Genomic DNA, 23,133 nt, shown 5'->3' with positions numbered 1-23,133 from the left:
GTACAAATCAGTCTCTAGCTAGACGTTTTTTCGGCTTCTAATCCCGTTGATCCCATCTGATGACGATGTTGCATCTATCGTCATGATACCGTCATAGGGTACTGGATGACGCTATGACGATAATGACGATACTTTTCCAATAAAAAGAAAAAGGTTTGCCGGAAACGACGAATGCGCGAAATCGCGTTATTCTCCTGGAAATAACAACGTCTGGCCAATGGGAATCACGAATCTGGGCGGACCCACTCTCCTTCTTATCCAGATAATATGGGCGTTCTCCCATTTTGAAAGGAGATCTTTTGTGAGCGATCTTCGATCAATGATCACTTGAAGTACGCAACCACGCCACCCATTCCTCCACCGAACTCGGCGTGGATGACATCTCCTTCTCCAACGACTATAGGCGATATCACCGAGCCAGATATTATCAGGTCTCCTGCATTGAGGTAAACACCATAGTCGGAGAGCTTGTTCGCCAACCATGCTACAGACTGCGCGGGGTTCCCTAGGACCTCCGCTCCAGCCGCGGTCTCCACTATGTCCCCGTTCTTCCTAACCACAATCCCAATTGTCCTTAGGTCCAAACCTAGGATGTCTGTCAGCATGCCGCCTGCAACCACTCGACCGATCGATGCGTTGTCGGAGATCGAGTCTTGTATCTTTATCTTCCAATCCTTTATCCGGCTATCGATCACCTCGAAGGTGGGCATGACTCCGGCGGTGGAATCGAGTACATCTAGGGCTGTTATACCCGGGCCGACGAGGTCGTCATCAAGAAGGAAACCGATCTCCGCCTCGATCTTCGGCTGGATCAGTTCGGAAAGTTGAATTGGTGTTCCCTCGTCAACCATCATTATATCCATTATATGGCCGTAATCAGGCATGTCGACATCGAAGGCCTTCTGCATCCTCTTGCTGGTGAGTCCTATCTTCTTTCCAACTTCGATCTCGCCATCAGCCTTCTTGACCCTGATAATCTCGAGCTGGATCTGGTAAGCATCCTCTATGGTGATGTCCGCTCTCGCGGTCAGTGGTTCTATGGGTTCCACATTTCTCTCAGCTGCCACAAGCTCCTTGGCAAATCCCGCTATTTCCTCCTTCGTGAGCATGAGATCGACCAAATTCATGTTCTCATGGATTAATCTAGTTTTCCTTCTCCGAACCTCATTATTCCGTTAACTAAACTATTACAGTCTTGAAAATCCTATTTTCTTCGGATGAATAGAGCGCCGGGGGAGAGTATATCTGATCATCTTGAAAGAACAGATCGCACTTTAATCAAGGTCTTTGCCATCCTTCTGGCTGTCAGCTTCGCAATCATTTTGGTCACTTCCCTCACCTCGGAGGAAGAGGATTCCTTCTACGGTATTGCTCTCACCATGCTCAACTTCACGTTTATCACGATAGGCATCATGTCCTGGGTTGCTCGTGGAGACTACGGAATCGTTCCGACCGACAAGATATTCAAGTGGGCGACAATTGGAGCAGTGGTGGTCGGAGCCATTGCAGCATTCTATTGTTATTTCTTCTTCAATGAGCCCATCTCGATAGGAATTCCTGGTTTCTCAATTGAGCTGAACCCTTACATGGATTTGACATCCACACTCATTCTGTTCGCGGGATTATCCTTCGGAGTTTGGGGTGGAGCTTTAGGTTACACATCTATTGGTTTTGGCGTGATATGGATCACGGTGTTGATCACGCGAAGGCTCCTTCCCCATATACTCAACATGATAGTGAGATTCAGAGGGAAGAATGATCCTTATTCAGCTAGAATCGTCGTGTGGTTCATGGACATCCCAGACGTATTGGAAATGACAGAACTGAAGATCGGCGAGCCTTTCGAGAGGCGTTATTTTCCAAAGCGGATGTTCATTCAGGCAGTGGGCTGGGAGCTTTTCATAGGGACAGTTCTTGCGGTGTATGTCAGCCTCAATCCAGTTGTCCTGGAATCGTTGTCTTTGTTGGATGCGGTGAATATTCTGAGCACGCTATCAATCATCATCCCTCTGGTGGTAATACCATGGTTTGCCCTGACATCCGTAAACGCTCGAATACCCGGCGTGAAGAAGGACTTCATGCTTTTCAACGGAATCAAATCCAGAATCCTGCAGACATTTGTTGCTCTAGGTACCATTGCGCTCTTCATACGACTCGCGTTAAGAGAGTACGAGGCCGGTACGCTCCTGAATTCCTTTGTGGGTTACTACGTCACACTCAGTCTCCTGGCCATTCTCTTCACATATATTTTCTTCAATTACTATGATTCCGAATTGGCCAAGAACATCAAGGAACGGTATGAAATTCTGAGGAGAAAGGTTTCGTTACCAGGTGATGATTGAATTCTATTCTTCGCAACCTTCGAACAGATACTGATCTCAATTTGGATATATCTGGTCCCCTTTTCCAATAAAGATCGTGAGGAATTCTTGAAGGGAAGTCGAGAATGTTTATTATAGTTGATGTGATTCCCGCCCATTCGAATCACGGAGGTCATGTCTAGATTTCATGGCCTGCCATGTTTCCGGTAAAGAGGGTTGGATGGAAACATGTCTTCTTCTGAGAAACTTGGAACACGAATCCGCACATATCGGGAGCGTCTCGGCCTTGACGTTGAGGAACTCGCCAAGAACTCGGGTGTTGATACCGTTCTCATAGAAAGCATCGAGAAGGGTGATGTCTACCCTGCTATCAACGTCCTCGTCAAGATCGCACGCGCACTAGGACAAAGGCTGGGAACCTTCATGGACGATCAGTTCGTCAACGATCCACTGATTGTAGCACACGGGGATCGTCAGGAGGAGACCTCCTCAGTCATTGGTGGTGTGGAAGGGCACTATCATTACTACCCCCTGGGCAAGGGAAAGACCGACAGGCACATGGAACCTTTCTTCATCAAGATAGATCCGTGTGATGGCAAGACACTCTCTTCCCATGAAGGAGAGGAGTTCATCATAGTGGTCTCGGGCGAGGTCGAACTGATATACGGGAAGGCCACCTACGATCTCAAGGCAGGGGATTCAATGTACTACAACTCCCTGGTGCCCCACTACCTCGGCGCAAAGGGAGATTCCAGGGCGGAGATATACGCCACGCTGTTCATGCCTTTCTGAGGGAGCTTGATGCCTAGGAAAGAAATAACCAGGGAAGTGACTCTGGGTCAGATCCTTGATGAGACGGTCGGCAAGTATCCTGACACAGAGGCGATCGTCTACGTTGACCGCGACTACAGGGAGACCTGGAAGGAGTTTTCAGACACTGTGGACCGGGTCGCCAAAGGATTGATGGCTCTTGGAGTCAAGAAAGGAGAGAAGGTGGCGGTGTGGGCCACCAATGTTCCGCACTGGGTAACCCTTCAACTAGCCACGGCCAAGATAGGGGCCATACTTCTGACCATCAATATCAACTACAAATCGGCCGAGATAGACTACATTCTCAGGCAGTCGGAAACCGAGAACATCTTCGTCATAGATGGTTACAGGGACACAGACTATGTCAACACACTCTATGAGCTTATTCCAGAACTCAAAGAGCATCAGAGGGGCGAGCTGAGATCGTTGAAATATCCACATCTCAAGAGGGTCATGTTCCTGGGGCCTGAGAAGCACCGTGGAATGTACTCCATGCCCGAGATCATGGCACTAGCTTGCCAGACCACTGATGATGAATACCGTGCCCGTCAGGAAAGCCTCGATTGCCACGATGTGGTGAATATGCAGTACACCTCCGGAACAACCGGATTTCCCAAGGGCGTAATGCTGACGCACCATAACATAGGCAATTGCGGCTACTGGACAGGGGCAAATCAGAATTTGGGCCCAAATGACAAGATATGCATCCCAGTGCCGCTATTCCATTGCTTCGGATGCGTGCTCGCAGTCCTTTCGAGCATCAATCACGGATCGACCATGGTCATCCTGGAGAAATATGATGCGATCAATGTTATGATGTCTGTGGAGAGAGAGGGTTGTACCGCTCTATACGGCGTGCCTACGATGTTCATCGCGATAATGGACCATCCCCTCTTCGATAAGTTTGACTTCTCTACACTTCGGACCGGTATAATGGCGGGGTCCCCATGCCCAGTCAAGACAATGAACGAGAGCGTAGAGAAGATGAACATGAGGGAGGTCACGATTGTATACGGTCTAACCGAGGCTTCTCCGGGGATTACCCAGACTTTATTCGATGAGCCGTCTCTAGAGAAGAAGTGCTCCACTGTAGGAAAACCTTACCCTGGGATTGAAGCCGTGGTGATGAACCCTGAGACCGGAGAGTTTTGTGAGACAGGTGAACCAGGAGAGATCTGCTGCCGCGGATACAATGTCATGAAAGGATACTACAACATGTCAGAGGAGACCGCGAAGGCCATCGACGAGGAGGGTTGGCTCCATTCTGGTGACATAGGTATCGTCGATGAGGAGGGGTACTTCGCGGTCACTGGTCGCCTCAAGGACATGATCATTCGTGGTGGAGAGAACATCTACCCCAAGGAGGTGGAGGACTTCATTCACCATATCGATGGCGTCCAGGACGTTCAGGTGGTTGGAGTTCCCAGCAAGAAGTACGGTGAGCAGCCTGGCGCATTCATTATCCTCAAGCCAGGGGTAGAGATGACCGCCGAGGATATTCAGGATTACTGCAGGGGGAAGATCGCTTGGTTTAAGATACCCAAGCTGATCACTTTCGTGGACTCCTATCCCCTGACTGCCAGTGGCAAGATAATGAAGTACAAGCTCAGGGAAGAATCGACCGTTCTTTGGTCAGAAGCATGATCCATCTCGATGAATCCGTCCTGATCATTACGGTTCGAGAATTGGTGCTCATCCAAAGATGAACATCTCATTCCAAATTCTGTAATTGACCTGTGTTGTGATGAAGTGGCCTGAAGAAGCTTTTTCTAATCCAAGATGGAATACACCTACCACTTGAGCGAAGAGGAGATTCAGAAACCCCTCGTATCGAGGATGGAATTCATTATTTTAGCACTAATAGGCGTGATGATTCTAATCTTCATATTGATGAACGCTGGGATCATTCTTACATCCATCTCTGAAAGAGGCAAGGGATTCATCAATCTGGGACTGACAGCTGGAATCGTCCTCTCGATCACATGGTTTTTCCTGCAGATCGGGGGGAAGGTCTTCGTAAGGTACATGGTCACTTCGACGAGGAAAGAGGCAGAGGCCAGATCTACCTGGAAGATCATCAGCTACATAATTTGGGCTTTAGTGATAATAGGCCTGCTATTTGGCGTTATAAGCGATCCTAACTCTTGGGCAATCATTCTGGGTCTATTTGCGGCGGCAATGGCCTTCGTCCTCCAGCAACCGCTACTGAACATTGTCGGATGGTTGTTCATCTCAACGAGATCGATATACAGAATCGGTGATAGAGTCTCGATAGCGGGTGTGAATGGTTATGTTATCGACATAAGCACCATTCAAACCGAGATTAGAGAGTTCGGTGATTGGATGGCGGGAGACACATTCACTGGGAGGATAGTCTCAATTCCGAATGGTTTCATGTTCTCCCACCCCATATATAATTACACCCGGGACTTACCACTAATATGGGACGAGATCTCCATCCTGGTCACCTACGAAAGTGATACCGATATTGCCGTCAAACTCATCACTGAGGCTGCAAACGAGGTTGTCGGAGACCTCATGATCCGCAAGTTTGATGAATATAAGGACAAAATGGAACTGAACGACCTCCGGACAGAGATCCCGAGACAACCACAGGTGCGAATGAAGTTCGCGGATTCTGGAGTGAATTTATACGTGATATACCTGTGTCAAGCGTCAACCAGAAGACGAGTGCACTCGGAGATCACAAGGAGAATATGGAGTAAGTTCAATCAGGATGAGAAGGTGGAAATAGCCTATCCACATACCCAGATCCTGGGAGGCATATCAACGAATGAAAAATCTGGGGTAAATGAGGAGATGAGGAGAAAGGGTACCTGACCCAATCTTCTGTTTTCATTTCAATAGTGTAAGCAATCTTGAGAGCACATCGTCAACATGCCCAGGTACCTTCACCTTATGCCAGGAGGCTGCGATATTTCCTTTCGGGTCGATTATGAATGTTGTCCTCACAACGCCCCAGAACTCCTTGCCATACATGTTCTTCTTCTGCCAGACTCCGTATCTCTCAAGGACCTCGTGTCCCTCATCTGATAGCAGGGTGATCGTTAGGTCATTCTTCTCGATGAACTTCCTGTGCCTATCAGGCGAATCAGGACTTATTCCTACGACCGGGACATTGACGGACTTGAACTTATCCAGCTGTTCGGTGAAGTCGTGTGCTTCCTTCGTGCAGCCACTTGTCATGTCCTTTGGATAGAAATAGACCACGGCAAATTCACCCTTCAGGTTGGAAAGGCAGATCTCTTTCCCATTCATGTCCAGGAGACAGAAATCAGGGGCTTTGTCCCCCACATCAAGTCGAGCCATCTTGAAAACCTCCATGAAGTTCGATGAAATGAACATTAAAGCAGGGGGATAATAACCGTTACCTCGAGAAAGCACGATATGGCGGGATCGTTCACCCCCTCTCCATTGATCACTTGTGTCTACTTCTGACCGCTATACCGGCTATTGCGATGCAAGATATGATTCCTATGATGAGGATCAACATCATATTCTGATCCAGACTGAATGAATCGTCGAGCGGTTCGAGATTACTACTCACCTGGGTCTGGCCATCCGATATCTGAACGTCCATCACCTTTCCTCCATAGCCATCCTTGGTGATGGTGATCGTGTAGCTCCCAGGAGGTGCCTCGAGAATGAAATGACCTTCACTGTTTGTGGTGGTGCTCTCTCCAGTATCCAATGATACCAACGCATTTGCGATCGGCTGGTCATCATCGTCGAGGACAATACCACTGATGATTCCTAATGCAATTGTGCTGAACGACCATTCCTCCTGAACCTGATTTCCTGATATGTCCTTTCCAAAGACCGCCAAAGTATAGGTCGAACCATATTGGAAACCGTTTGAAGGATTCAATATAGCGGTTTGACCGTTCCACAATGGGATCTCCTCAAGGTCATTGAGCCGGATCTCAACACTCCCAATGTCCATTGGCTCCGAGAATGTGATGGTGATGGGGGCGTCTATTTCAACCGAGTCGCCCACTGGAGAGTGGTTGACAACTGATGGAGCTATTGTATCTACTATGACGGAGACGTTGGCTTTCTGGAAATGTCCCGCACCATCGAGTGCCATAATTGTGATCACGTGACTACCTTCACCTTGCAATTGCACAGTGAGATTATGATCGGTTCCAACATCCAGCCATGGACCTCCATCGATCGATAGGAGGCAATGGTGCAGACCGGTCTGGTTGTCCCCAGCATCCCACTCAATGTGAACAGAAGTGAGGTTGATTCTCGATCCCAAGACCGGGGATAGGAAATTGATGTATGGAAGTTCGGTATCCATAGTGAAGGATGTGTTCAAAATCAGGCAATTGCCCACCAGATCCTCTACCTTCGCGCTGATGACATGAACTCCATCCGTGAATGTGATTTCGAAGGTGCTGTTTCCCGTGACGTCAATCCAGATTCCAGAGTCGATGGAGAAGACGACAGAGAGTACCTCGCTCGTGAGATCAGAAGCCGTCCAGCTTATCGTCACATCGGTCTGATTTAAGACCGACCCTCCAGATGGCCATTCGATTTCTATAGATGGTGGTGAGGTATCTACCTTATAGGAGACGCTCCTGGTGAACGAATTGCCGGCCTGGTCAAATGCCTTGACAGCAACGGTGTGATCTCCATCATCTTGATCAACGATGTTGTACGATGCCATTGATCCAAGGCTCATCCAGGAACCTCCATCGATTGAAATATAGCAACTGATGGGTTCGGAGAGGTTGTCCGAGGCGAGCCAGGCTATGCAGACTGCTGAGGAATTGAACAGTTGGAACTCTTCGGGCGTCTCTATGAGCAGGACCGGGGGTGTGGTGTCAAGATATACCGAAACGCTATCGACGGCTGTGTTGCCCGCTTCATCATTGACCCTGAGCTCGAGGATGTGCTCCCCTTCTCCATCCAGGTCGATCTCCAATGATTCGACCGCTCCGATCGATATCCATTCCGAGCCGTCGATGCTGATCTCAAGTGAGGAATCATCTGCATCTTCCAGGGACCAGCGTACCTCAATATCAGAGTGGTTTGTCAAGAGACCATCCACAGGATCCAGGATCTCCAATTCAGGAGGCGTGGTATCGACGGTGACAGATAGGGAGTCGGAGGAGCTGTGACCTACCAGATCGAAAATGACCACCTCGAAGATATGCTCTCCATCCTGCAACGATCCGATGGTTGTTGATGTGCCGGTGGTCGCCTGCCAGGGCCCCTGATCGATCCTGAACTGGAAGTAATCGACTCCAGAAATGGCATCGCTTCCCAACCACTGTACAAGCAAGGTCGTATCTCTTGTTATTCCAGAGGATGGTGATATGATCTCTACTGATGGAGATGAGACATCTACCGTAATGGTGATGGATGATGAGGCATTATCACCTATCCCATCCACTATCATCACGAGGATTTCATGGACTCCTTCAGATAGGTCTTCTATCTGGTATGTGTCGTTCAGTCCGACGTTCACCCAAGCGCCGTCATCGACTCTTATCTCATAATGATCGATACCGTAGACGGTTTCTACCCCTGACCAAGCAATCTCGATATCTGAATTGGAGACGATTTCCCCTTCCGCTGGGTGTAGGATGTCCACTCCAAGTGGCATTGTTTCGATGGTGAAGTTGACCGTTGCGCTCCCTGAGTTACCAGCCACATCGACCGCCCACAATGCTATTGTATGGTTACCAGGGGAGACGGATGTGAATGTGTGACCTTCACCAGCATGAATCCAATCACCATCATCTAGATTGATCAAGACAGAGGTCAATCCCGAGCCCAACTCCTCGATGTTCCAACTCACTACCACGAATGAAGCGGTGATGCCCTCCCCTTCCAGAGGTGAGGTGATGGAGACTGTTGGTGCCATAGTGTCTACCTCGAACTGCACTGTGTCAGTGGCTGAGTTCCCAACCCCATCGAAAACACGTACCTCTAGTGTGTGCCAAGTGGTCTCAAGGAAGTGAAGGTTGCATGTGGTTTGAAGCCCCATATCGCTCCAGTAGCCGTAGTCCAACCTCAATTCGTAATGGTCCAGACCGAATGGTGATCCGCTGAACGCCCACGTTGCGGTCGTAGAATCGACCGAAAGCAGCTCCCCATCATGAGGTGATACGATCTCAATCTCGAGGACACCTGTCCAAATAGAGAATCCAATGGAATCAATCGCCTGATTTCCAGCTTGATCGATCGCCATTATTTCGACCTCATGATATCCGTCATCGAGAGACCAGATGGTCATTGATGTGGCGTTACCGATTCCGTTCCAGTTGCCTGAATCCAGCCTCATCCAGGAGCCTGAGACACCTGAGGTGGCATCCCAACTCTGCCATTGCAATGTCACTGTTGATGAGTTCAACATCTCCCCATTCGAGGGGTAGACTATGGTAACATAGGGGTCAACTGTGTCAATGGTGAACGCAAAGGATTCTTCTGCCCGGTTCAAGGCGAGGTCATACGCCCTTATGATGAGGAAATGGGTCCCCTCATCAAGGGAACTCAACTCGTATTGAGTATTTGTACCAGAATAGAATGGTTGACCGTCCACTTTAAGCTCGAATTCGAGTATTCCAAGTCCCGAATCATAACCCTGCCATTCCACGATGATTGAGGAGGAGTCGAGAATTCCCTGGTTTGGGTTGATTAGGGTGACCAGGGGGGAAATGGTATCGATGCTGAATCCCACTGAATCAGTTGCGGCGTGACCGGCACCATCGAGTGCTCTCACCAGGACCAAATGAGACCCATCACCGAGTTCAAGCTGTACCGATGTGGAGAGGCCACATGATGTCCAAATACCGTCATCAACCTTCAACTCATAATGGTCGATTCCAGATCCGCCATCATCACCGGTCCAAGATACAGTGACCTGGGTGAGATTGAATATCGAACCATTGAACGGGGAGGTTATTTCCACTGATGGCAGGGAGGAATCAATGTTGAAGCTGACGGAGTCCTGACCCACGTTCCCCGCGAGATCGAATGCTCTTATCTCGATTGTGTGGGATCCATCATCAAGGCTAAGGAACGCTGATGTTCCAAGACCCATGTTGTTCCATCCCCCTCCATCCAGCCTAAGCTCGATATATTCTACACCACCTGCATCGGTGACTAACCATGATACCTCCACGTTCGACTGAGTGAGTTCTTCACCCTCTTCGGGAGTTACTATTCCAACTGAAGGTGAGATCGTATCGATAGTGAACGATACCGATTCCAGGGCGAGGTTACCAGCTAGGTCGTGAGCCTTGACCTCCACCGTGTGGTCGCCCTGGGAAATACTTGTGAATTGGTGAGATGTCTGAGCACCTATGTTCAGCCAGAAACCCTGGTCGATCCGCACCTGGTAATAGTCAATGCCGCTATCGCCATCAGATCCCGTCCAGCTGACATCGATTGTGGTTGAGCTATATACCATTCCATCTGAAGGAGCTAGGATCTCCAGGTCAGGACCAATGGAGTCCACTGTGAAGCTGACCTCGTCGGTGCCATTGTTCCCTGCCATGTCATAGGCCCTGACCTGAACGGTGTGGGAGCCCTGACCAAGCTCACTGAAGGAACGGGATGTTTGGGTACCTACATCGATCCAAGGTCCAAGGTCCAACCGCACCGTGTAGTGATCGATGCCGCTGACCGCATCAGACCCGGTCCAGCTCACAGTGAGAGATGATGAGCTGAGAAGAGCATCGTTCGAAGGAGAGAGTATATCGACCCCAGGATTAGTGCTGTCAACGCAGAAAGAGACGCTATCCAAGGCATTGTTCCCAGAGCAGTCGTACGCCCTTACCTGCACGCTGTGTGAACCCTGGGTGAGATTGGTGAATGTATATGAGGTCAAGGTATCTAGATCAAACCACGAATATGTGTCCAGCTTGACCTCGTAGCGGTCTATTCCAGATTCGGCGTCTGATCCGGTCCATGAGATCGTCATCTGGGTCATAGATGTGACCGCTCCATCTAGAGGCTCAAAGATAGATATTGATGGAGGGGTTGTGTCACCACTGTCCTCCATCGTGTTGGTGACATGACCGGGATTACTCATGGGTACGTCAGGGGACTCGGAGGAAAGCAAACTGGGAGTCCCTGGTGAGTACCCTCCCTGATATATCTCTATGAGGAAAGAGGAAAGAGCACCAGAGATATCTGATGATGATACCTCAAGATAGAATTCGTTGTTTCCAGCGCTGTATTGGGACTGGAACTCAGTGATGTCAAGACACATGAACCCAGGGTAGACGTGGTTGTAAGAGGCCGAGTTCTTGCTGTAATATGGCACCTTCGTAGAAGCTGGGGAAGAGTAAGATCCAATCCCCGCCTCGAAGTCCGCCTCCCTCGAGGGCGAGGAACTGAACTCCCAGGTTGCCACTATGGAAGGGACATAATCCGATTTATCCTCGAGATAGCGGAGCGAGAGCATGCTCCCCATCTCCTTGAAGGCATCGTAGGTCAGCCAGTAGTATCCATCGTCCGCGAAGTTCGTGCCCCAGGAGTTCACTACTTTGAAAGCTCCTGTTTCCCCGTCGTCGGTGACCGAGTCATCATAGCCTACGAAGGTCTGAGCATGGTTGATCGTTGTGGAGTCATACTCGTACGATGACATGATGTAGTTGCCATCGGAGAATGCTGGATTATACTCGTATGCGTCCATCGCAAAGGCCACAGGTGTACCTGAGTAGATGAGATCCTTCACGTACTGGAGGGTGCTGTCACCGTTGTATGATAGGTAGAACGAATCGACCGAGCGATGAAGAGGGGCTTCACGCCAGGCATTCTCAGTACCCCAGCTGACGGAATCTTGATCATTGTAAGGCATACTGGCCATCGAGGCAATTCCCCAGTCACGGATGATCCTGGCATTGCCGGTCAATGATGAACCCGAATCAGAACCTCCATTCACCTTGTTATATGTCCAGGCAGGGGACATGAGATGATCATCGTTTCCTGTGGACGCATCCGTCCAGCCGTTGTCCTTGGCTTCCAGGTAGCCATAGGAATAGTATGCTGTGGCCCATGCGGCGCAGGAACCTTGGCCTCCTTGACTCCTTACCTGTGGAAAGCACGGGTCAGTCGAGAGATCATATGCTGAAGGGGCTGAAAGGATGGAGTATTCACCCACCTCAACGACGATTGTGCTTCCGATCATCTGGTCCCATTCCTCTTTGGACGGGGGAGTAAGACCGGTTCCAAATCCTTCGATCAGGAGATTATATTCCTCATTCGAATCCTGAGTACCCAATATTTCCATCAGGTCCTCGGCTTCTGCCTGAGTTAGATGGTGAAGGCTGACCGGTGAGGTGTTCGTTCCGGTCAGCATCCCCTGGATTCTCATTAGGGGGGTTTCACCATCAGGTTCTGGTAGGAAGAGATCATCCTGAACAGGAGACTCCGTTACTGTAATCGCCCCGCTTGGTTCACAGAGAGGGCAATTTGCGAAAACCACACTCAACGGTAAGATAAGAATGAATGTTGCCGCTACGAAAAGCGTTAGAAAACGAACAACACTGTGCTCATCTTTGAAAGCCACCGACATTGGTCTTACCTACATAGTGGGCTTCGAATTCTCTATAAAAAAGGGCTATTTCCAGATTATCAATCACCTGATTATTGGTTATGAAAATCATTTTAGATAAGAATAAAATGAGGATAATACTGGACATTTGAAAGAATTCGGCTACATATAGTGAGAACCCTATAAAAAGAGACTTTGAGAGGGGGTTTTATGAAACCAGAGGAGGTTCCGTTAATATCCTAGTTAAAGTGAATTTATATTCTACTGTATTCCGTAGCAATGTTCCTATATTCGTATATTTTTCCCATATTCTATCCAGCAGATCATTTGAGAGCAGTTAACGGGGCATAGTAAATATATGGTGTCGTGAATTGAAGAGAAAGAGGGGCAAAATGAAACGATCAGTGGTCTGCGGAGAGAGGGAGCTACACTTCGAGGTCCCTGATGATGGCTTAGCATGGGAACTTTGGCCCGAAGAGGCTGAGCCTGTGGAAAATGAGGAAATTGCGGTAAAGGAGGCCATCAGCAACCCCATTGGGAGCGAAAGATTGGGAAAACTGGTGAACGCCGGTATGAAGATCATGATCCTGGTGGATGACTTCACAAGGCCCACTCCAAGGAGGACGATATTGAGAATCCTTCTGGACGAGTTGAATGATGCGGGCATTCCAGACAGTGACATCACTGTGATGGTGGCTCTTGGCACTCACCGCTACATGGAGGAAGGGGAGATCAGGGAATGCATTGGTGAGGAGAACTACAAGAGGGTGAGGGTCATCAATCACGAGTGGATGGAGGAAGAGAAATTGGTTGATCTTGGCCACACTGAGAGCGGGACACCCATAAAGGTCAACAAGTTGGCATACGACTCCGATTTCCTAATCGCGGTTGGAAGCATCGTCCCCCACTGCTTTGCCGGTTTTTCGGGTGGAGCCAAGATCATCCAGCCAGGGATTAGCGGTCCAGAAACAACTGCAGCCACCCACTTTCTCATATGCCAGGATGATGATCGCGTGCTCCACTTCGCCGGAAAAATTCAGAACAAGGCTATGGATGAGATGAGACAGGTGGCAAAACAGGCCGGACTCCGTTTCATCGTGAATGTTGTGTTCAACGCTCATAAAGAGCTGGTGAAGGTGGTCGCGGGCGATGTGGTCGCGGCCCATAACGCGGGAATGAAACACTCAAAGGACATCTTCGTCAAGGAGTTGAAGGAGAAGGTGGACATCGTGATCATGGAAGCACAACCCGCGGACGCTGACATGTGGCAGGCCACCAAGCCGCTATCCTACGCTCGTCGCACCCTAGATGAGGGCGGTTCATTAATCTTCGTTAGCGCGACACCCGATGGAATTGGTAACCACCCCTTCCTCTCGGAGAAAGGCCGCTCAACCTACGCCGAACTGAAGAGCATGATGCTTTGTGACCAGGTCGATGACCGGGTGGCAGGATCGATACTGCTGGTCATTAAGAAAGCCACAGGAGACGTGGACACTTATGTGATCTCCGATGGGCTGACACGGGAGGAAAAGGAATCCATGGACCTCATACACGCCGACACTGTGCAAGAAGCTCTGGAATTGGCTCTCAAGAAGCACGGAGAAGGGGCGAGGATAGGGATCATACATCACGGAGGTGATGTGCTTCCAGTGCCTCCTGACATGAGGTGAATAATTTCGCCTAATGTCGTTATACTCATTACCAATGTTCAAGATAATTGAGAATGGATATCTGACAGAAAAGGAGGGAAATCATGAGCAAAGCTATAGTTCTGAGCGAAAAGGATAATGTGGCAACCGCGCTGGATGAGCTCAAGGAGAGCGAAGAGGTCACAATACGGAATGGCGAGGATAGAGTTATAAAAATCCTTCAGGACATTCCTTTTGGCCACAAGTTCGCAACCAGGAACATCGAGCTCGGAGAGGAGATATTGAAGTATGGTGAGGTCATCGCAAAGGCCACTGTGAGTATCAAAGAGGGAGCACATGTTCACGTTCACAATGTGGAGAGTCTGAGAGGCAGAGGGGATCTCGTTTCCCAGGAGGAATGAGCTATGGAAACATTCATGGGATTTGAACGGGAGAATGGAGATGCTGGTGTCAGGAATCATGTCGCCATTCTTCCCTCGGTAGTCTGTGCGAACGAGGTAGCCAAACGAATAGAGGCGAGGGTGGAGAATACGCGAGCATTCCTGCATCACCAGGGTTGCATCCAGATGGGCAAGGATCTGGATATGACAAGAAGAACCTTGGTGGGCTTTGGATCTAATCCTAACTGTAGCTCAGTCCTCGTCGTTAGCTTGGGGTGCGAAGCTGTCGATCCCCTACAGCTCGCTGATGATATCGCGAGAACCGGAAAGCACGTTGAGGTCATTGGTATCCAGAAAGAGAACGGAACACTTCAGGCAATAGACAAAGGCGTAAGAATTGCTAGGGAGATGGCTCAGGAGGCATCGATGACTTCAAGAAAACCTTTCGATCTGTCGAACCTTACGGTGGGAATCAAGTGCGGAGCCTCAGATACGACCTCTGGAGTTGCCTCGAACCCGGCCACTGGATATGCAGCGGACATGATTATAGATGATGGGGGAACGGTCATAATCGGCGAGACCACCGAAATCATTGGGGCCGAGCATATTATGGCGAAGCGCGCGAAGAACGAGAGGGTGGCAAAGCGACTGCTCCAGATCGTTGACAGGATAGAAGAGGAGGGCATCAAGACCGGCGTTGACATACGAGGATCTCAGCCAACACCCGGAAACATCAAAGGAGGTTTGTCCACCATCGAGGAGAAGTCCATAGGTGCCATAGCAAAGGCGGGAAGCAGGACTCTAAATGAAGTGATCGAGTACGCCGAGAAACCTTCTGAGAATGGTCTCATCGTAATGGATTCTCCCGGGCGGGAGGTCGAGGTCGTATCGGGTTTCATGGCCGCAGGAGCTCAGCTGGTAATTTTCTCCACAGGACTGTGCGCTCCCTTTGGACTCCCAGTGGTTCCTGTGATGAAGATCACGGGAAATCCCAGAACAGCGAAGACTATGAAGGATGACATCGACGTCGATGTATCCGACATCATAACGGCAGGAATGGGAATTTCAGAGGCAGGTAAAAAGCTCTATCATGAAGTACTAAATGTCGCCTCTGGCAAGATGACAAAGGCGGAGGTACTTGGATACCGCTTCGTGGACATTTGGAGAGTTGGACCCACCCTCTGACAAAAAATGGAGAATAACTATCCTAGCGGATATCGATCCTATTTCTTCATTCCTCTGTAGACGTCCTTCTCACTCTCTGAGGTAATGATCACAGTGTACCTCTGGGGATCATCGAAAAGTGATATCACGGGTTCCTCGCTTCCCTTGATTATCTTAATGATGAAATCCTTAATGAACTCAACATCATCTGACCCAAACCTCTCCGGCAGTTCAACATAGAACACATGTATCTCTTTGATGCTATCGAACCAATGGGAGACCTCAGCGACCTCCATGATCTCCAAGAACCGAGGCCTTCCCTTCTTCCTCCTGGAGAGCTCGATCAACTGGTTCTTCCAGACCTCTCCAGATTCGATGATATTCTCGGGTACCCCGAACACCTTCCACATGTTCCATGGCATGTGCTACGCCTAGATAAAAATTGTTAAAAATAGAAGAAGATGGCTGGAATGTCTGTGTTCGATTAGTACCCTCAAGACACCTTCACGAACATGTCCTCGTCGTCCAGTATCTTGAGGTCGTGCAACTTCGCGTAATCGAAGTCCTCATCCAGTAGCAATTCTTTGATTTCGGAGACATCGATCTTCTGGCGGATGAGCTCTGCGAAGATGCCAGCGTTCTCCACCTGGCCAATGCAAACAGCGCCCACCAGTCTTCCGTTCTTGACGGCTATCTTGCGGTAGAAGGGTTTATCAGGCTCAAGCTTGGACAGGAACTCATATGAATCATCTGGCTTTCGAAGCTTGGTGATGCCCATGCTTATCGATGGAAGGCCGAACAACTCGACTGAGTTCATTCCCATGCCTCCCTCGTATTCCACGTTTCCGCCGGCCATGTTCAGTCCAGCGACTTTACCCTGTTCCACCGCGTTAGGCCATATGGCATGGATGTAACGACCTCCATTGATCAGGTCCTTGGCTTCTGCCACGTCCCCCGCTGCGTAGATATTGGCGACACTGGTTCTCATGTGCTCGTCTACAAGGATGCCGTAATCGGTCTCCAGACCAGCGTCAACTGCAAGATGGATGTTCGGGAAAACTCCCTTTCCGAAGACCAGGATATCAATCTCTACGATCGCCCCGCTTGAAAGTCTGATACCCTCAACATGATCACCGCCCAGGATCTCTTCAACACTAGTTCCAGTGATGACATGTAGGCCATTCTCCTCAAGCCTGTCCTGTATGATCTTTGCACCCTCAGGATCCATAGTCTGGGACATCACTTGTTTGGAGGTGATAATGACGTAAGTCTCTATCCCCCGGGCATGAAGGGCGTCTGCTGATTTGAGTCCTACGAGCCCTCCGCCAAGGACCGCGGCCTTCTTTCCGGGTTTAACCTCACTGAGTATCTTTTCCGCATCGTCGTATTTTCTCAATACGAACACGCCCTTCTTTTCATGGCCAGGCATATCGTAGACCACCGCGCTGGCACCCGTTCCAAGCATGAGCTCATCATATCCGAGCTTGGTTCCTCCCTCAAGCTCCACCCAGTTCTCTTCTGGCTTGATCTTGATGGCCTTCTTCCCAAGGAAAGGGGTTACCTTAAGATCCTCATAGAAGGTCTTGGGCCTGAACAGTAGGCCTTCCTTGGCCACCTTACCCTTGATGTAATAGGATGTGAGACAGCGGCAGTAGGCATGCATATCCTCGTCAGATATAACGGCAATTGTCCCTTCACCGTCGAGTTTTCTTATCCCCTCGACGGTTGCGATTCCCGCAGCGCTGTTGCCGATCACGATATATTTGAACTTGTCCATTTTAACCAATCTCCTCAACGACCTCTTCGACCAAGATTCCACTGGAGTCATCGACCTCCACTACTACTATGGCATCGGTCTTGCAGGCCTCGACACAGGCTGGGGTGTACCTCCCCAGACAGAAATCGCACTTGAGGATTATTTTTGAAGCGGGGTCCCTCTTGATTGCCCCGTAAGGACATGCCATTATACACATCCAGCATCCTACGCATTTGTCCGCTTCGTGGATCACCACACCTTCCTTGTCCTTCCTCAAGGCACCGGTTATGCAGGCGTCCACGCAACGGGGACTTGAGCAGTGCCGACATCGAAGAGCATATACTGCCTTCTTGGGGAGTTTCTTCTTGGATTCACCGAAGGGGGCCCTTCGCTCTTCCTCATTCCGGATCCTGATTCCTCTTTGGATCTTGATCCTGGACTTTGGTTTGGGGTTCTCCTTCGCAGCATCTGCAAGATTCTCAGATGAAGCATGCTCCCTTGCGCATGCTATCTCGCATGCCTTACATCCGAGGCACTTATCAAGATTTATCTTAATCTTCTTCAACGCATACACCCCCGGTGTTTGACGAAATATTCTTGAAAGCTAAAGCACAAGCCCATTTTTCGAATATAGACCGCAGCTCCCACTGATTTCAGAAATATTAAGATTTTCTCACCAACCATCGGCATTCGTCTAACAAAATCAAGAATAGTTCAGATATTAACTAGATTTCGTAGCTACTACCGATGTAGGTTCGAATAATATCATATTCAATTCGAGATTGGTTGAGAATTTCCGAGAAATTGTATTCTATAGGATGTCATTGGGGATGTTCCCTTCTATTCTATCCCGCTTATCATTTATCAACTCTGGGTTTCATGGGCGTTAATGGAAAGTTCTTAAAGCCGGGATAGTCCATGGCGGATTGTACCAAAGAAAACGGAAGGGTGGTGAAATGAAGGTAGCAAATCACATCCTTGAGCTTAGATGCAATACGCCGATGTTGAAACTTAGGAATATTGCCCCAGAGAGTGGAGCCCAAGTGCTGATCAAGCTAGAGTTCTTCAATCCCAGCGCAAGCGTTAAGGATCGCATTGCCCTGTATATGATCGAGGAAGCAGAGCGACGCGGTGAGCTCAAGCCAGGGAAAAGGATAGTGGAGGCGAGCAGCGGAAACACTGGCATTGCCTTCGCCCTAGCGGCAGCAATCAAGGGATATCCTATAACCATCGTCATGCCTGAAAGGATGAGCGAGGAGCGGAAGATGGTCATCCGCGCCTACGGAGCCGATCTGGTCTTCACTCCAGGCACAGAGGTAGGCGTGGACCTTGCTATGGCCAAGGCGAAGGAGATACTGGAGAGCAGTGAAGATTATTGGATGCCCGGCCAGTTCGAAAACATTGACAATGTCAGAGCACATCAGCTAACGACAGGACCGGAGATCGTGGAGCAGGCAGGAAGTGATTTAAAGGCATTCATCGCTGGCGTGGGCTCAGGAGGAACGCTGACCGGAGTGGGAAGATACTTCAAGGAGCAGGGGATCGATGCCCAGATTGTCGCGGTCGAACCAGAGGGTTGCTCTGCCATCCTTTACGGTGAGAACGGTGATCATAGAATAGAGGGCATCGGAGACGGGTTCATTCCGCAAGTGCTCGATACCGACATTATCTCCAGTGTGGAGGTCGTCTCGGATGAGGATGCCATCCTAATGGCACGGAGGCTCGCAAGGGAAGAGGGCATAATGGGCGGCATCTCATCTGGTGCCAACGTGATCGCCGCACTTAGGGTGGCTGAGAAATTGGGACCGGGGGACAAAGTGGTCACCTTGGCTCCCGATACTGGCATGAGATATTTTTCGACGGACCTCTTCGAGAAGGAATGAGACCATGGATCGAGAGTCTGTTATCGGATTGCTCAGCGACCTGGTCACCATTGATAGCGTCAATCCATCGCTCTCGCCCTCCCATCCAGGAGAGTTGGAACTTGCCAATTACCTCAAAGAATGGTTTGAGATGAGGGGCATAGTATACAAGGAGCAGAGGGTTAAGAACGGCCGGAGCAATCTGATAGCTAGACTTGGAGGCGGAGAGAGAAAGCTGCTGATCGTGAGTCACATGGACACGGTGGGCATTGACACAATGACAATCCCTCCCTTCGATCCAAGAATCGAAGGGGACCGCCTCTACGGAAGGGGATCCGCTGACACAAAGGGGGGGATGACCGCCACGCTCCTGGCACTAGAAGGACTTCTCGGTCATGAGTTGCCCGGCGAGATCATTTTCGCCGCTACCATGGATGAGGAATTCGAAGCGGTGGGGGTGGATAGGCTCGTTGAGGAGGTCACCGCAGACGCCGCAATAGTGATCGAACCGGTCGACATGAAAGCGGTGGTAGCCCATAAGGGATTCGCCTGGATCGAATTCGATATTGGCGGGAGAGCAGCCCACGGCAGCGATACCGAATTTGGGATTGACGCCATCATGGGATGCGGTCAGCTCCTAGGAAGATTGAGTGAGCTTGATGATTTGATCTCAGAGACCGGTCACGAACTCCTAGGACGAGCATCGCTCCACGCCTCTCAGGTCTCCGGTGGCGAGGGGTGGTCGACATACCCTGCTTACTGTAGACTCAGAGTCGAGAGGAGGACGTTGCCTGACGAGACGGAGTCCGATATACAGGAAGAGATCGACGAGATAATATCGTCCCTTCGGAACAATGGCATCGATATCAAGGGAAGGATCATCTTCTTCAGGAAGGCTACTGAAATATCACCCGATGAGGATATTGTCCATTCTCTCATGTCCGCTGCCAATTCACTTTGTATGGAGATTCAATTGGGTGGAATGGAGGGTTGGCCAGAAGCCGGAATTCTGAACCAATCCGGGATACCATCTGTGGTCTTCGGTCCAAGCGGATGCAAGGGACACGAGGCAGAGGAATTCGTGAGCATCGAGAGCGTGATCGCCTGCTCTAGGATAATTAAGCAGACAGCGCTTGAATTCCTTTCATTACCTGGCCCCTGAAAAGGATTAAGTATGTTCAAGGAGTTTGTGTGAAGGATGGCGGCGAGTCTTCCACCACATTCCCATTGCTTCTACTGTGATGACCCAATACCTGAGGGTGAGGATTTCTGCTCAGAGGAGTGCAAGAAAACCTTAATGGAAAAACGGAAGAAGGAATCAAGAAAGATGCTGATCTTCTACATGGGTGCGGCTGTGGCCTTCATAATCATTGGCTTCGTTGCCACGATGTGACCCCTTTTCAGAACCTTCTAAAGGAATCGGCCATTTTCGCAGCTCTTACAGCTTCTTTCACATCATGAACCCGGATCATGTCCGCCCCGTTGATGATTGATGCCACTGAGGCTGCCAGGGTCCCTTCCAACCTTTCCGCTACGGGAAGATCCAGGATTTTGCCTATGAAATTCTTCCTAGAGGGTCCCACCATGATGGGGTGGTCCATGCATCTGAACTCGTATAGGCGGCGGATGATTTCCAGATTGTTATCAGTGGTCTTTCCAAAGCCTATTCCCGGGTCGATTATGATGTTCTCAGGATCCATGCCAGCCTCCATCGCTGCGGAGATATTCCTCTTGAGAATCGTCATTATATCGCCCACCACGTCATCATAGCGAATGTTCTCCTGCATGGTCTTGGGCTCCCCCCTCATGTGCATCAGGACGACTGGCACTCCAGCATTTGCGACCGCGGATATCATGGCGGGATCTCGAAGTCCAGAGATGTCGTTGACCATGACCGCACCGGACTCCAAAGCCCTCGAGGCCACATTGGGCCTCCTGGTGTCCACGGATATTGGAACTCTCAATTCATCAGAAAGTCTCTCAATAACCGGGATCACACGCTTCAGCTCTTCCGACTCCGATACTGGATCAGAGAATGGTCGAGTGGACTCTCCTCCCACATCGATCATGTCCACTCCGTATTCCGCCATCTGCAATGCTCGATCAAAAGCCTTATCGACCCCAAAACAAAGACCGCCATCTGAGAATGAATCTGGAGTGACGTTCACGATTCCCATTACCTGCGTACGGTCGAGAACGATGTCATGTCCGCCAATTCTGATAGTCCTATTCTCCCGGCAAAGTAAATTGGAGAGCGCCTCCCTCAGGGTGACGGCGACTGGAGATGCAATCTCCGATAGTTCTGGGAACATGTCCCGAGAGCCGACAATCAGCATTCTTGAGATGGAGGTGTCGCAACGGTAAGCTTTTCCCCCGAGGTCTTCAACATCGCCCTTAAGACTTGCCAATTCTATCGGATCTGCGTCCTCGATGAAGGCGAATGCCTTGGTGAAGAGCTGCCGCTCATCATCAACCATCGCCGGGAGATGGAAGCGGGTCCATTCCGCCTTTGCCTCCCTCAGACTGCCGTAGAATCTGAACCTAGCTATCATCTCACTCTTTGAGGAGCGATTCTATCAGCTCTACAAGGTCCATGACCTCGATATCTGAGCCTACCTTATCGCATCCAAGCTTGAGGTTGTTCACACAGAAAGGACATGAGGTCACCAGAATATCGGCGATCTCCGCCTCTCTTACTCTCCCACCTGCTATATCACCAGACAATTCAGGGTAGGCAGATCTCACTCCGCCGCCGCCACCACAGCATCTTGAAGTGTCCCTGTTCCTCGGCATCTCCTTGAAATCTATTTCAGGTATCTTGGCTAGCAGTTCGCGGGGTGCCTCGTACACCTCACAGTGCCTACCCAGGTGACAGGGATCATGATATGTGACACTCTTGGCCAATGGTTTGAGCTTGAGATTCCTATCCGCAAGGAACTCCGATACATGAAGAACCTTGAAGGGAACATCCACGAACTTGGGATACTCCTCCTTGAACATTCGGTAACACCCAGCGCAGGAGAAAATGACCTCTTCGACCCCCAGGTCAGCAATTGCTTTCACGTTGCGTTCCATGAGATCCACGAGATCCTCTTCGTTCCATCCTATGCGCTGCATCACGCTCCCGCAACACACCTCATCCAGAAGTGTGTAATCCACTCCCGTCTTCTCCAAAATGGAAATGGTAGCATCGGCGGTACTCTGATTGCGGTAGGCGCTAGTGCAACCCACAAAGTAACCCACCTCGGCATGTTTAGGCTCCTTACCCAGAGTCTTGGCAACGCTCTCTTCCTCGGCGTAGGGGTTACCGAACTTGATTATGTTATCCACTATCCTGCGGTGCTTGGGAAGCAACTTGTCGTTCTCCACCAGGTCCCTTCTGCAGCTCTCAACGATGTCCACCACTTCAATGTTGGAAGGACAGCGTCTCTCGCAGTCCTTGCAAGTGGTGCATTGATAGATATACTCGATCACCGAATCGTCGGCGGGTATGTCCTTATTCAGCAGACCGTAGGCAAGAATATTTCGACCCCGGGCCGCACTTGGGTCCCATCTCACATCATCGAAGACCGGGCAAACGCTCTTGCAGAATCCGCAGTAGGTGCAGGTCATCAAGGCCTTGCGCATCTTCTCTAGATGCTTCGCGTCGATGAAGT

Annotated in this window: 18 protein-coding genes; 10 read left to right on the top strand and 8 right to left on the bottom strand. The window is 50.0% G+C overall.

Annotation, left to right across the window (positions count from 1 at the left end; genetic code table 11):
• Nucleotides 1–323 precede the first annotated feature (323 nt).
• The gene (locus GKC03_01795; protein NYT11268.1) at nt 324–1,109 is read right to left on the bottom strand and encodes a 2-keto-4-pentenoate hydratase; all 786 of its coding nucleotides are present in this window, start codon (nt 1,107–1,109) and stop codon (nt 324–326) included.
• A 108-nt stretch (nt 1,110–1,217) separates the two neighbouring features.
• Here GKC03_01795 and GKC03_01790 point away from each other — a divergent pair, with 108 nt between their 5' ends.
• The 4 genes from GKC03_01790 (at nt 1,218) to GKC03_01775 (ending at nt 5,972) form a co-directional block, all read left to right on the top strand.
• The gene (locus tag GKC03_01790; GenBank protein ID NYT11267.1) at nt 1,218–2,342 is read left to right on the top strand and encodes a hypothetical protein; all 1,125 of its coding nucleotides are present in this window, start codon (nt 1,218–1,220) and stop codon (nt 2,340–2,342) included.
• A 207-nt stretch (nt 2,343–2,549) separates the two neighbouring features.
• Nucleotides 2,550–3,113: a cupin domain-containing protein gene (locus GKC03_01785; GenBank protein ID NYT11266.1), complete on the top strand. Its 564-nt coding sequence runs from the start codon at nt 2,550–2,552 to the stop codon at nt 3,111–3,113.
• A gap of 9 nt (nt 3,114–3,122) precedes the next feature.
• Nucleotides 3,123–4,775, top strand: a complete 1,653-nt coding sequence (locus GKC03_01780) for an AMP-binding protein (GenBank protein NYT11265.1) — start codon at nt 3,123–3,125, stop codon at nt 4,773–4,775.
• A 153-nt stretch (nt 4,776–4,928) separates the two neighbouring features.
• Entirely contained in the window at nt 4,929–5,972 is a 1,044-nt protein-coding gene (locus GKC03_01775) for a mechanosensitive ion channel family protein (GenBank protein NYT11264.1), read from the top strand.
• A 15-nt stretch (nt 5,973–5,987) separates the two neighbouring features.
• Here GKC03_01775 and bcp read toward each other — a convergent pair whose 3' ends face one another.
• Nucleotides 5,988–6,461, bottom strand: a complete 474-nt coding sequence (bcp, locus tag GKC03_01770; protein NYT11263.1) for a thioredoxin-dependent thiol peroxidase — start codon at nt 6,459–6,461, stop codon at nt 5,988–5,990.
• A gap of 109 nt (nt 6,462–6,570) precedes the next feature.
• On the bottom strand, nt 6,571–12,687 hold the full coding sequence (locus tag GKC03_01765; protein NYT11262.1) for a hypothetical protein: 6,117 nt from the start codon (nt 12,685–12,687) through the stop codon (nt 6,571–6,573).
• A gap of 371 nt (nt 12,688–13,058) precedes the next feature.
• Between GKC03_01765 and larA the strand changes: the two genes are divergently transcribed.
• The 3 genes from larA (at nt 13,059) to GKC03_01750 (ending at nt 15,880) form a co-directional block, all read left to right on the top strand.
• On the top strand, nt 13,059–14,336 hold the full coding sequence (larA, locus tag GKC03_01760) for a nickel-dependent lactate racemase (GenBank protein ID NYT11261.1): 1,278 nt from the start codon (nt 13,059–13,061) through the stop codon (nt 14,334–14,336).
• 80 nt (nt 14,337–14,416) lie between these two features.
• The gene (locus GKC03_01755) at nt 14,417–14,716 is read left to right on the top strand and encodes a UxaA family hydrolase (GenBank protein ID NYT11260.1); all 300 of its coding nucleotides are present in this window, start codon (nt 14,417–14,419) and stop codon (nt 14,714–14,716) included.
• Nucleotides 14,717–14,731: 15 nt separating this feature from the next.
• A complete protein-coding gene (locus tag GKC03_01750; GenBank protein ID NYT11259.1) occupies nt 14,732–15,880 on the top strand; it encodes a UxaA family hydrolase in 1,149 nt (382 codons plus the stop codon).
• Nucleotides 15,881–15,918: 38 nt separating this feature from the next.
• On the opposite strand, the gene GKC03_01745 is transcribed toward GKC03_01750, so the two are convergent.
• From GKC03_01745 to GKC03_01735, 3 genes are all read right to left on the bottom strand, one after another.
• Entirely contained in the window at nt 15,919–16,269 is a 351-nt protein-coding gene (locus GKC03_01745; GenBank protein NYT11258.1) for a hypothetical protein, read from the bottom strand.
• Between the two features lie 83 nt (nt 16,270–16,352).
• Nucleotides 16,353–17,636 carry an NAD(P)/FAD-dependent oxidoreductase gene (locus tag GKC03_01740; GenBank protein ID NYT11257.1) on the bottom strand — a complete coding sequence of 428 codons (1,284 nt, stop codon included), beginning with the start codon at nt 17,634–17,636 and terminating at the stop codon, nt 16,353–16,355.
• Between the two features lies 1 nt (nt 17,637).
• Nucleotides 17,638–18,180 (bottom strand): 4Fe-4S dicluster domain-containing protein, encoded by a 543-nt coding sequence (locus GKC03_01735; protein ID NYT11256.1) that lies wholly within the window; start codon nt 18,178–18,180, stop codon nt 17,638–17,640.
• Between the two features lie 391 nt (nt 18,181–18,571).
• Between GKC03_01735 and cysK the strand changes: the two genes are divergently transcribed.
• From cysK to GKC03_01720, 3 genes are read left to right on the top strand one after another with little or no spacing between them, the layout of a single operon-like run.
• On the top strand, nt 18,572–19,498 hold the full coding sequence (cysK, locus tag GKC03_01730; protein NYT11255.1) for a cysteine synthase A: 927 nt from the start codon (nt 18,572–18,574) through the stop codon (nt 19,496–19,498).
• A gap of 4 nt (nt 19,499–19,502) precedes the next feature.
• Entirely contained in the window at nt 19,503–20,639 is a 1,137-nt protein-coding gene (locus GKC03_01725; GenBank protein NYT11254.1) for a M20/M25/M40 family metallo-hydrolase, read from the top strand.
• Nucleotides 20,640–20,675: 36 nt separating this feature from the next.
• Nucleotides 20,676–20,870 (top strand): DUF2116 family Zn-ribbon domain-containing protein, encoded by a 195-nt coding sequence (locus tag GKC03_01720; protein NYT11253.1) that lies wholly within the window; start codon nt 20,676–20,678, stop codon nt 20,868–20,870.
• Between the two features lie 7 nt (nt 20,871–20,877).
• Here the strand turns inward: GKC03_01720 and folP are convergent, their stop codons facing one another.
• Together folP and GKC03_01710 are read right to left on the bottom strand one after the other, a co-directional pair.
• Nucleotides 20,878–22,029 carry a dihydropteroate synthase gene (gene folP / locus GKC03_01715; GenBank protein NYT11252.1) on the bottom strand — a complete coding sequence of 384 codons (1,152 nt, stop codon included), beginning with the start codon at nt 22,027–22,029 and terminating at the stop codon, nt 20,878–20,880.
• A gap of 1 nt (nt 22,030) precedes the next feature.
• Nucleotides 22,031–23,104, bottom strand: coding sequence for a (Fe-S)-binding protein (locus GKC03_01710; GenBank protein NYT11251.1), 1,074 nt, complete (start codon nt 23,102–23,104; stop codon nt 22,031–22,033).
• Nucleotides 23,105–23,133: the final 29 nt, after the last annotated feature.

The sequence above is a fragment of the Methanomassiliicoccales archaeon genome (assembly GCA_013415695.1).
Classification (GTDB): Archaea; Thermoplasmatota; Thermoplasmata; order Methanomassiliicoccales; family JAAEEP01; genus JAAEEP01.
Note: the sequence above shows the minus strand (reverse complement) of the source record. Positions and strands in the feature narration are given on the sequence as shown.

Coding starts and splice junctions, on each gene's coding strand:
- GKC03_01790 (NYT11267.1), top strand. CDS start 1,218: ATGAATAGAGCGCCGGGGGAGAGTATATCTGATCATCTTGAAAGAACA.
- GKC03_01740 (NYT11257.1), bottom strand. CDS start 17,636: ATGGACAAGTTCAAATATATCGTGATCGGCAACAGCGCTGCGGGAATC.
- larA (NYT11261.1), top strand. CDS start 13,059: ATGAAACGATCAGTGGTCTGCGGAGAGAGGGAGCTACACTTCGAGGTC.
- cysK (NYT11255.1), top strand. CDS start 18,572: ATGAAGGTAGCAAATCACATCCTTGAGCTTAGATGCAATACGCCGATG.
- folP (NYT11252.1), bottom strand. CDS start 22,029: ATGATAGCTAGGTTCAGATTCTACGGCAGTCTGAGGGAGGCAAAGGCG.
- GKC03_01795 (NYT11268.1), bottom strand. CDS start 1,109: ATGCTCACGAAGGAGGAAATAGCGGGATTTGCCAAGGAGCTTGTGGCA.
- GKC03_01780 (NYT11265.1), top strand. CDS start 3,123: ATGCCTAGGAAAGAAATAACCAGGGAAGTGACTCTGGGTCAGATCCTT.
- GKC03_01750 (NYT11259.1), top strand. CDS start 14,732: ATGGGATTTGAACGGGAGAATGGAGATGCTGGTGTCAGGAATCATGTC.
- GKC03_01745 (NYT11258.1), bottom strand. CDS start 16,269: ATGTGGAAGGTGTTCGGGGTACCCGAGAATATCATCGAATCTGGAGAG.
- GKC03_01720 (NYT11253.1), top strand. CDS start 20,676: ATGGCGGCGAGTCTTCCACCACATTCCCATTGCTTCTACTGTGATGAC.
- GKC03_01710 (NYT11251.1), bottom strand. CDS start 23,104: ATGCGCAAGGCCTTGATGACCTGCACCTACTGCGGATTCTGCAAGAGC.
- bcp (NYT11263.1), bottom strand. CDS start 6,461: ATGGCTCGACTTGATGTGGGGGACAAAGCCCCTGATTTCTGTCTCCTG.
- GKC03_01725 (NYT11254.1), top strand. CDS start 19,503: ATGGATCGAGAGTCTGTTATCGGATTGCTCAGCGACCTGGTCACCATT.
- GKC03_01765 (NYT11262.1), bottom strand. CDS start 12,687: ATGTCGGTGGCTTTCAAAGATGAGCACAGTGTTGTTCGTTTTCTAACG.
- GKC03_01785 (NYT11266.1), top strand. CDS start 2,550: ATGTCTTCTTCTGAGAAACTTGGAACACGAATCCGCACATATCGGGAG.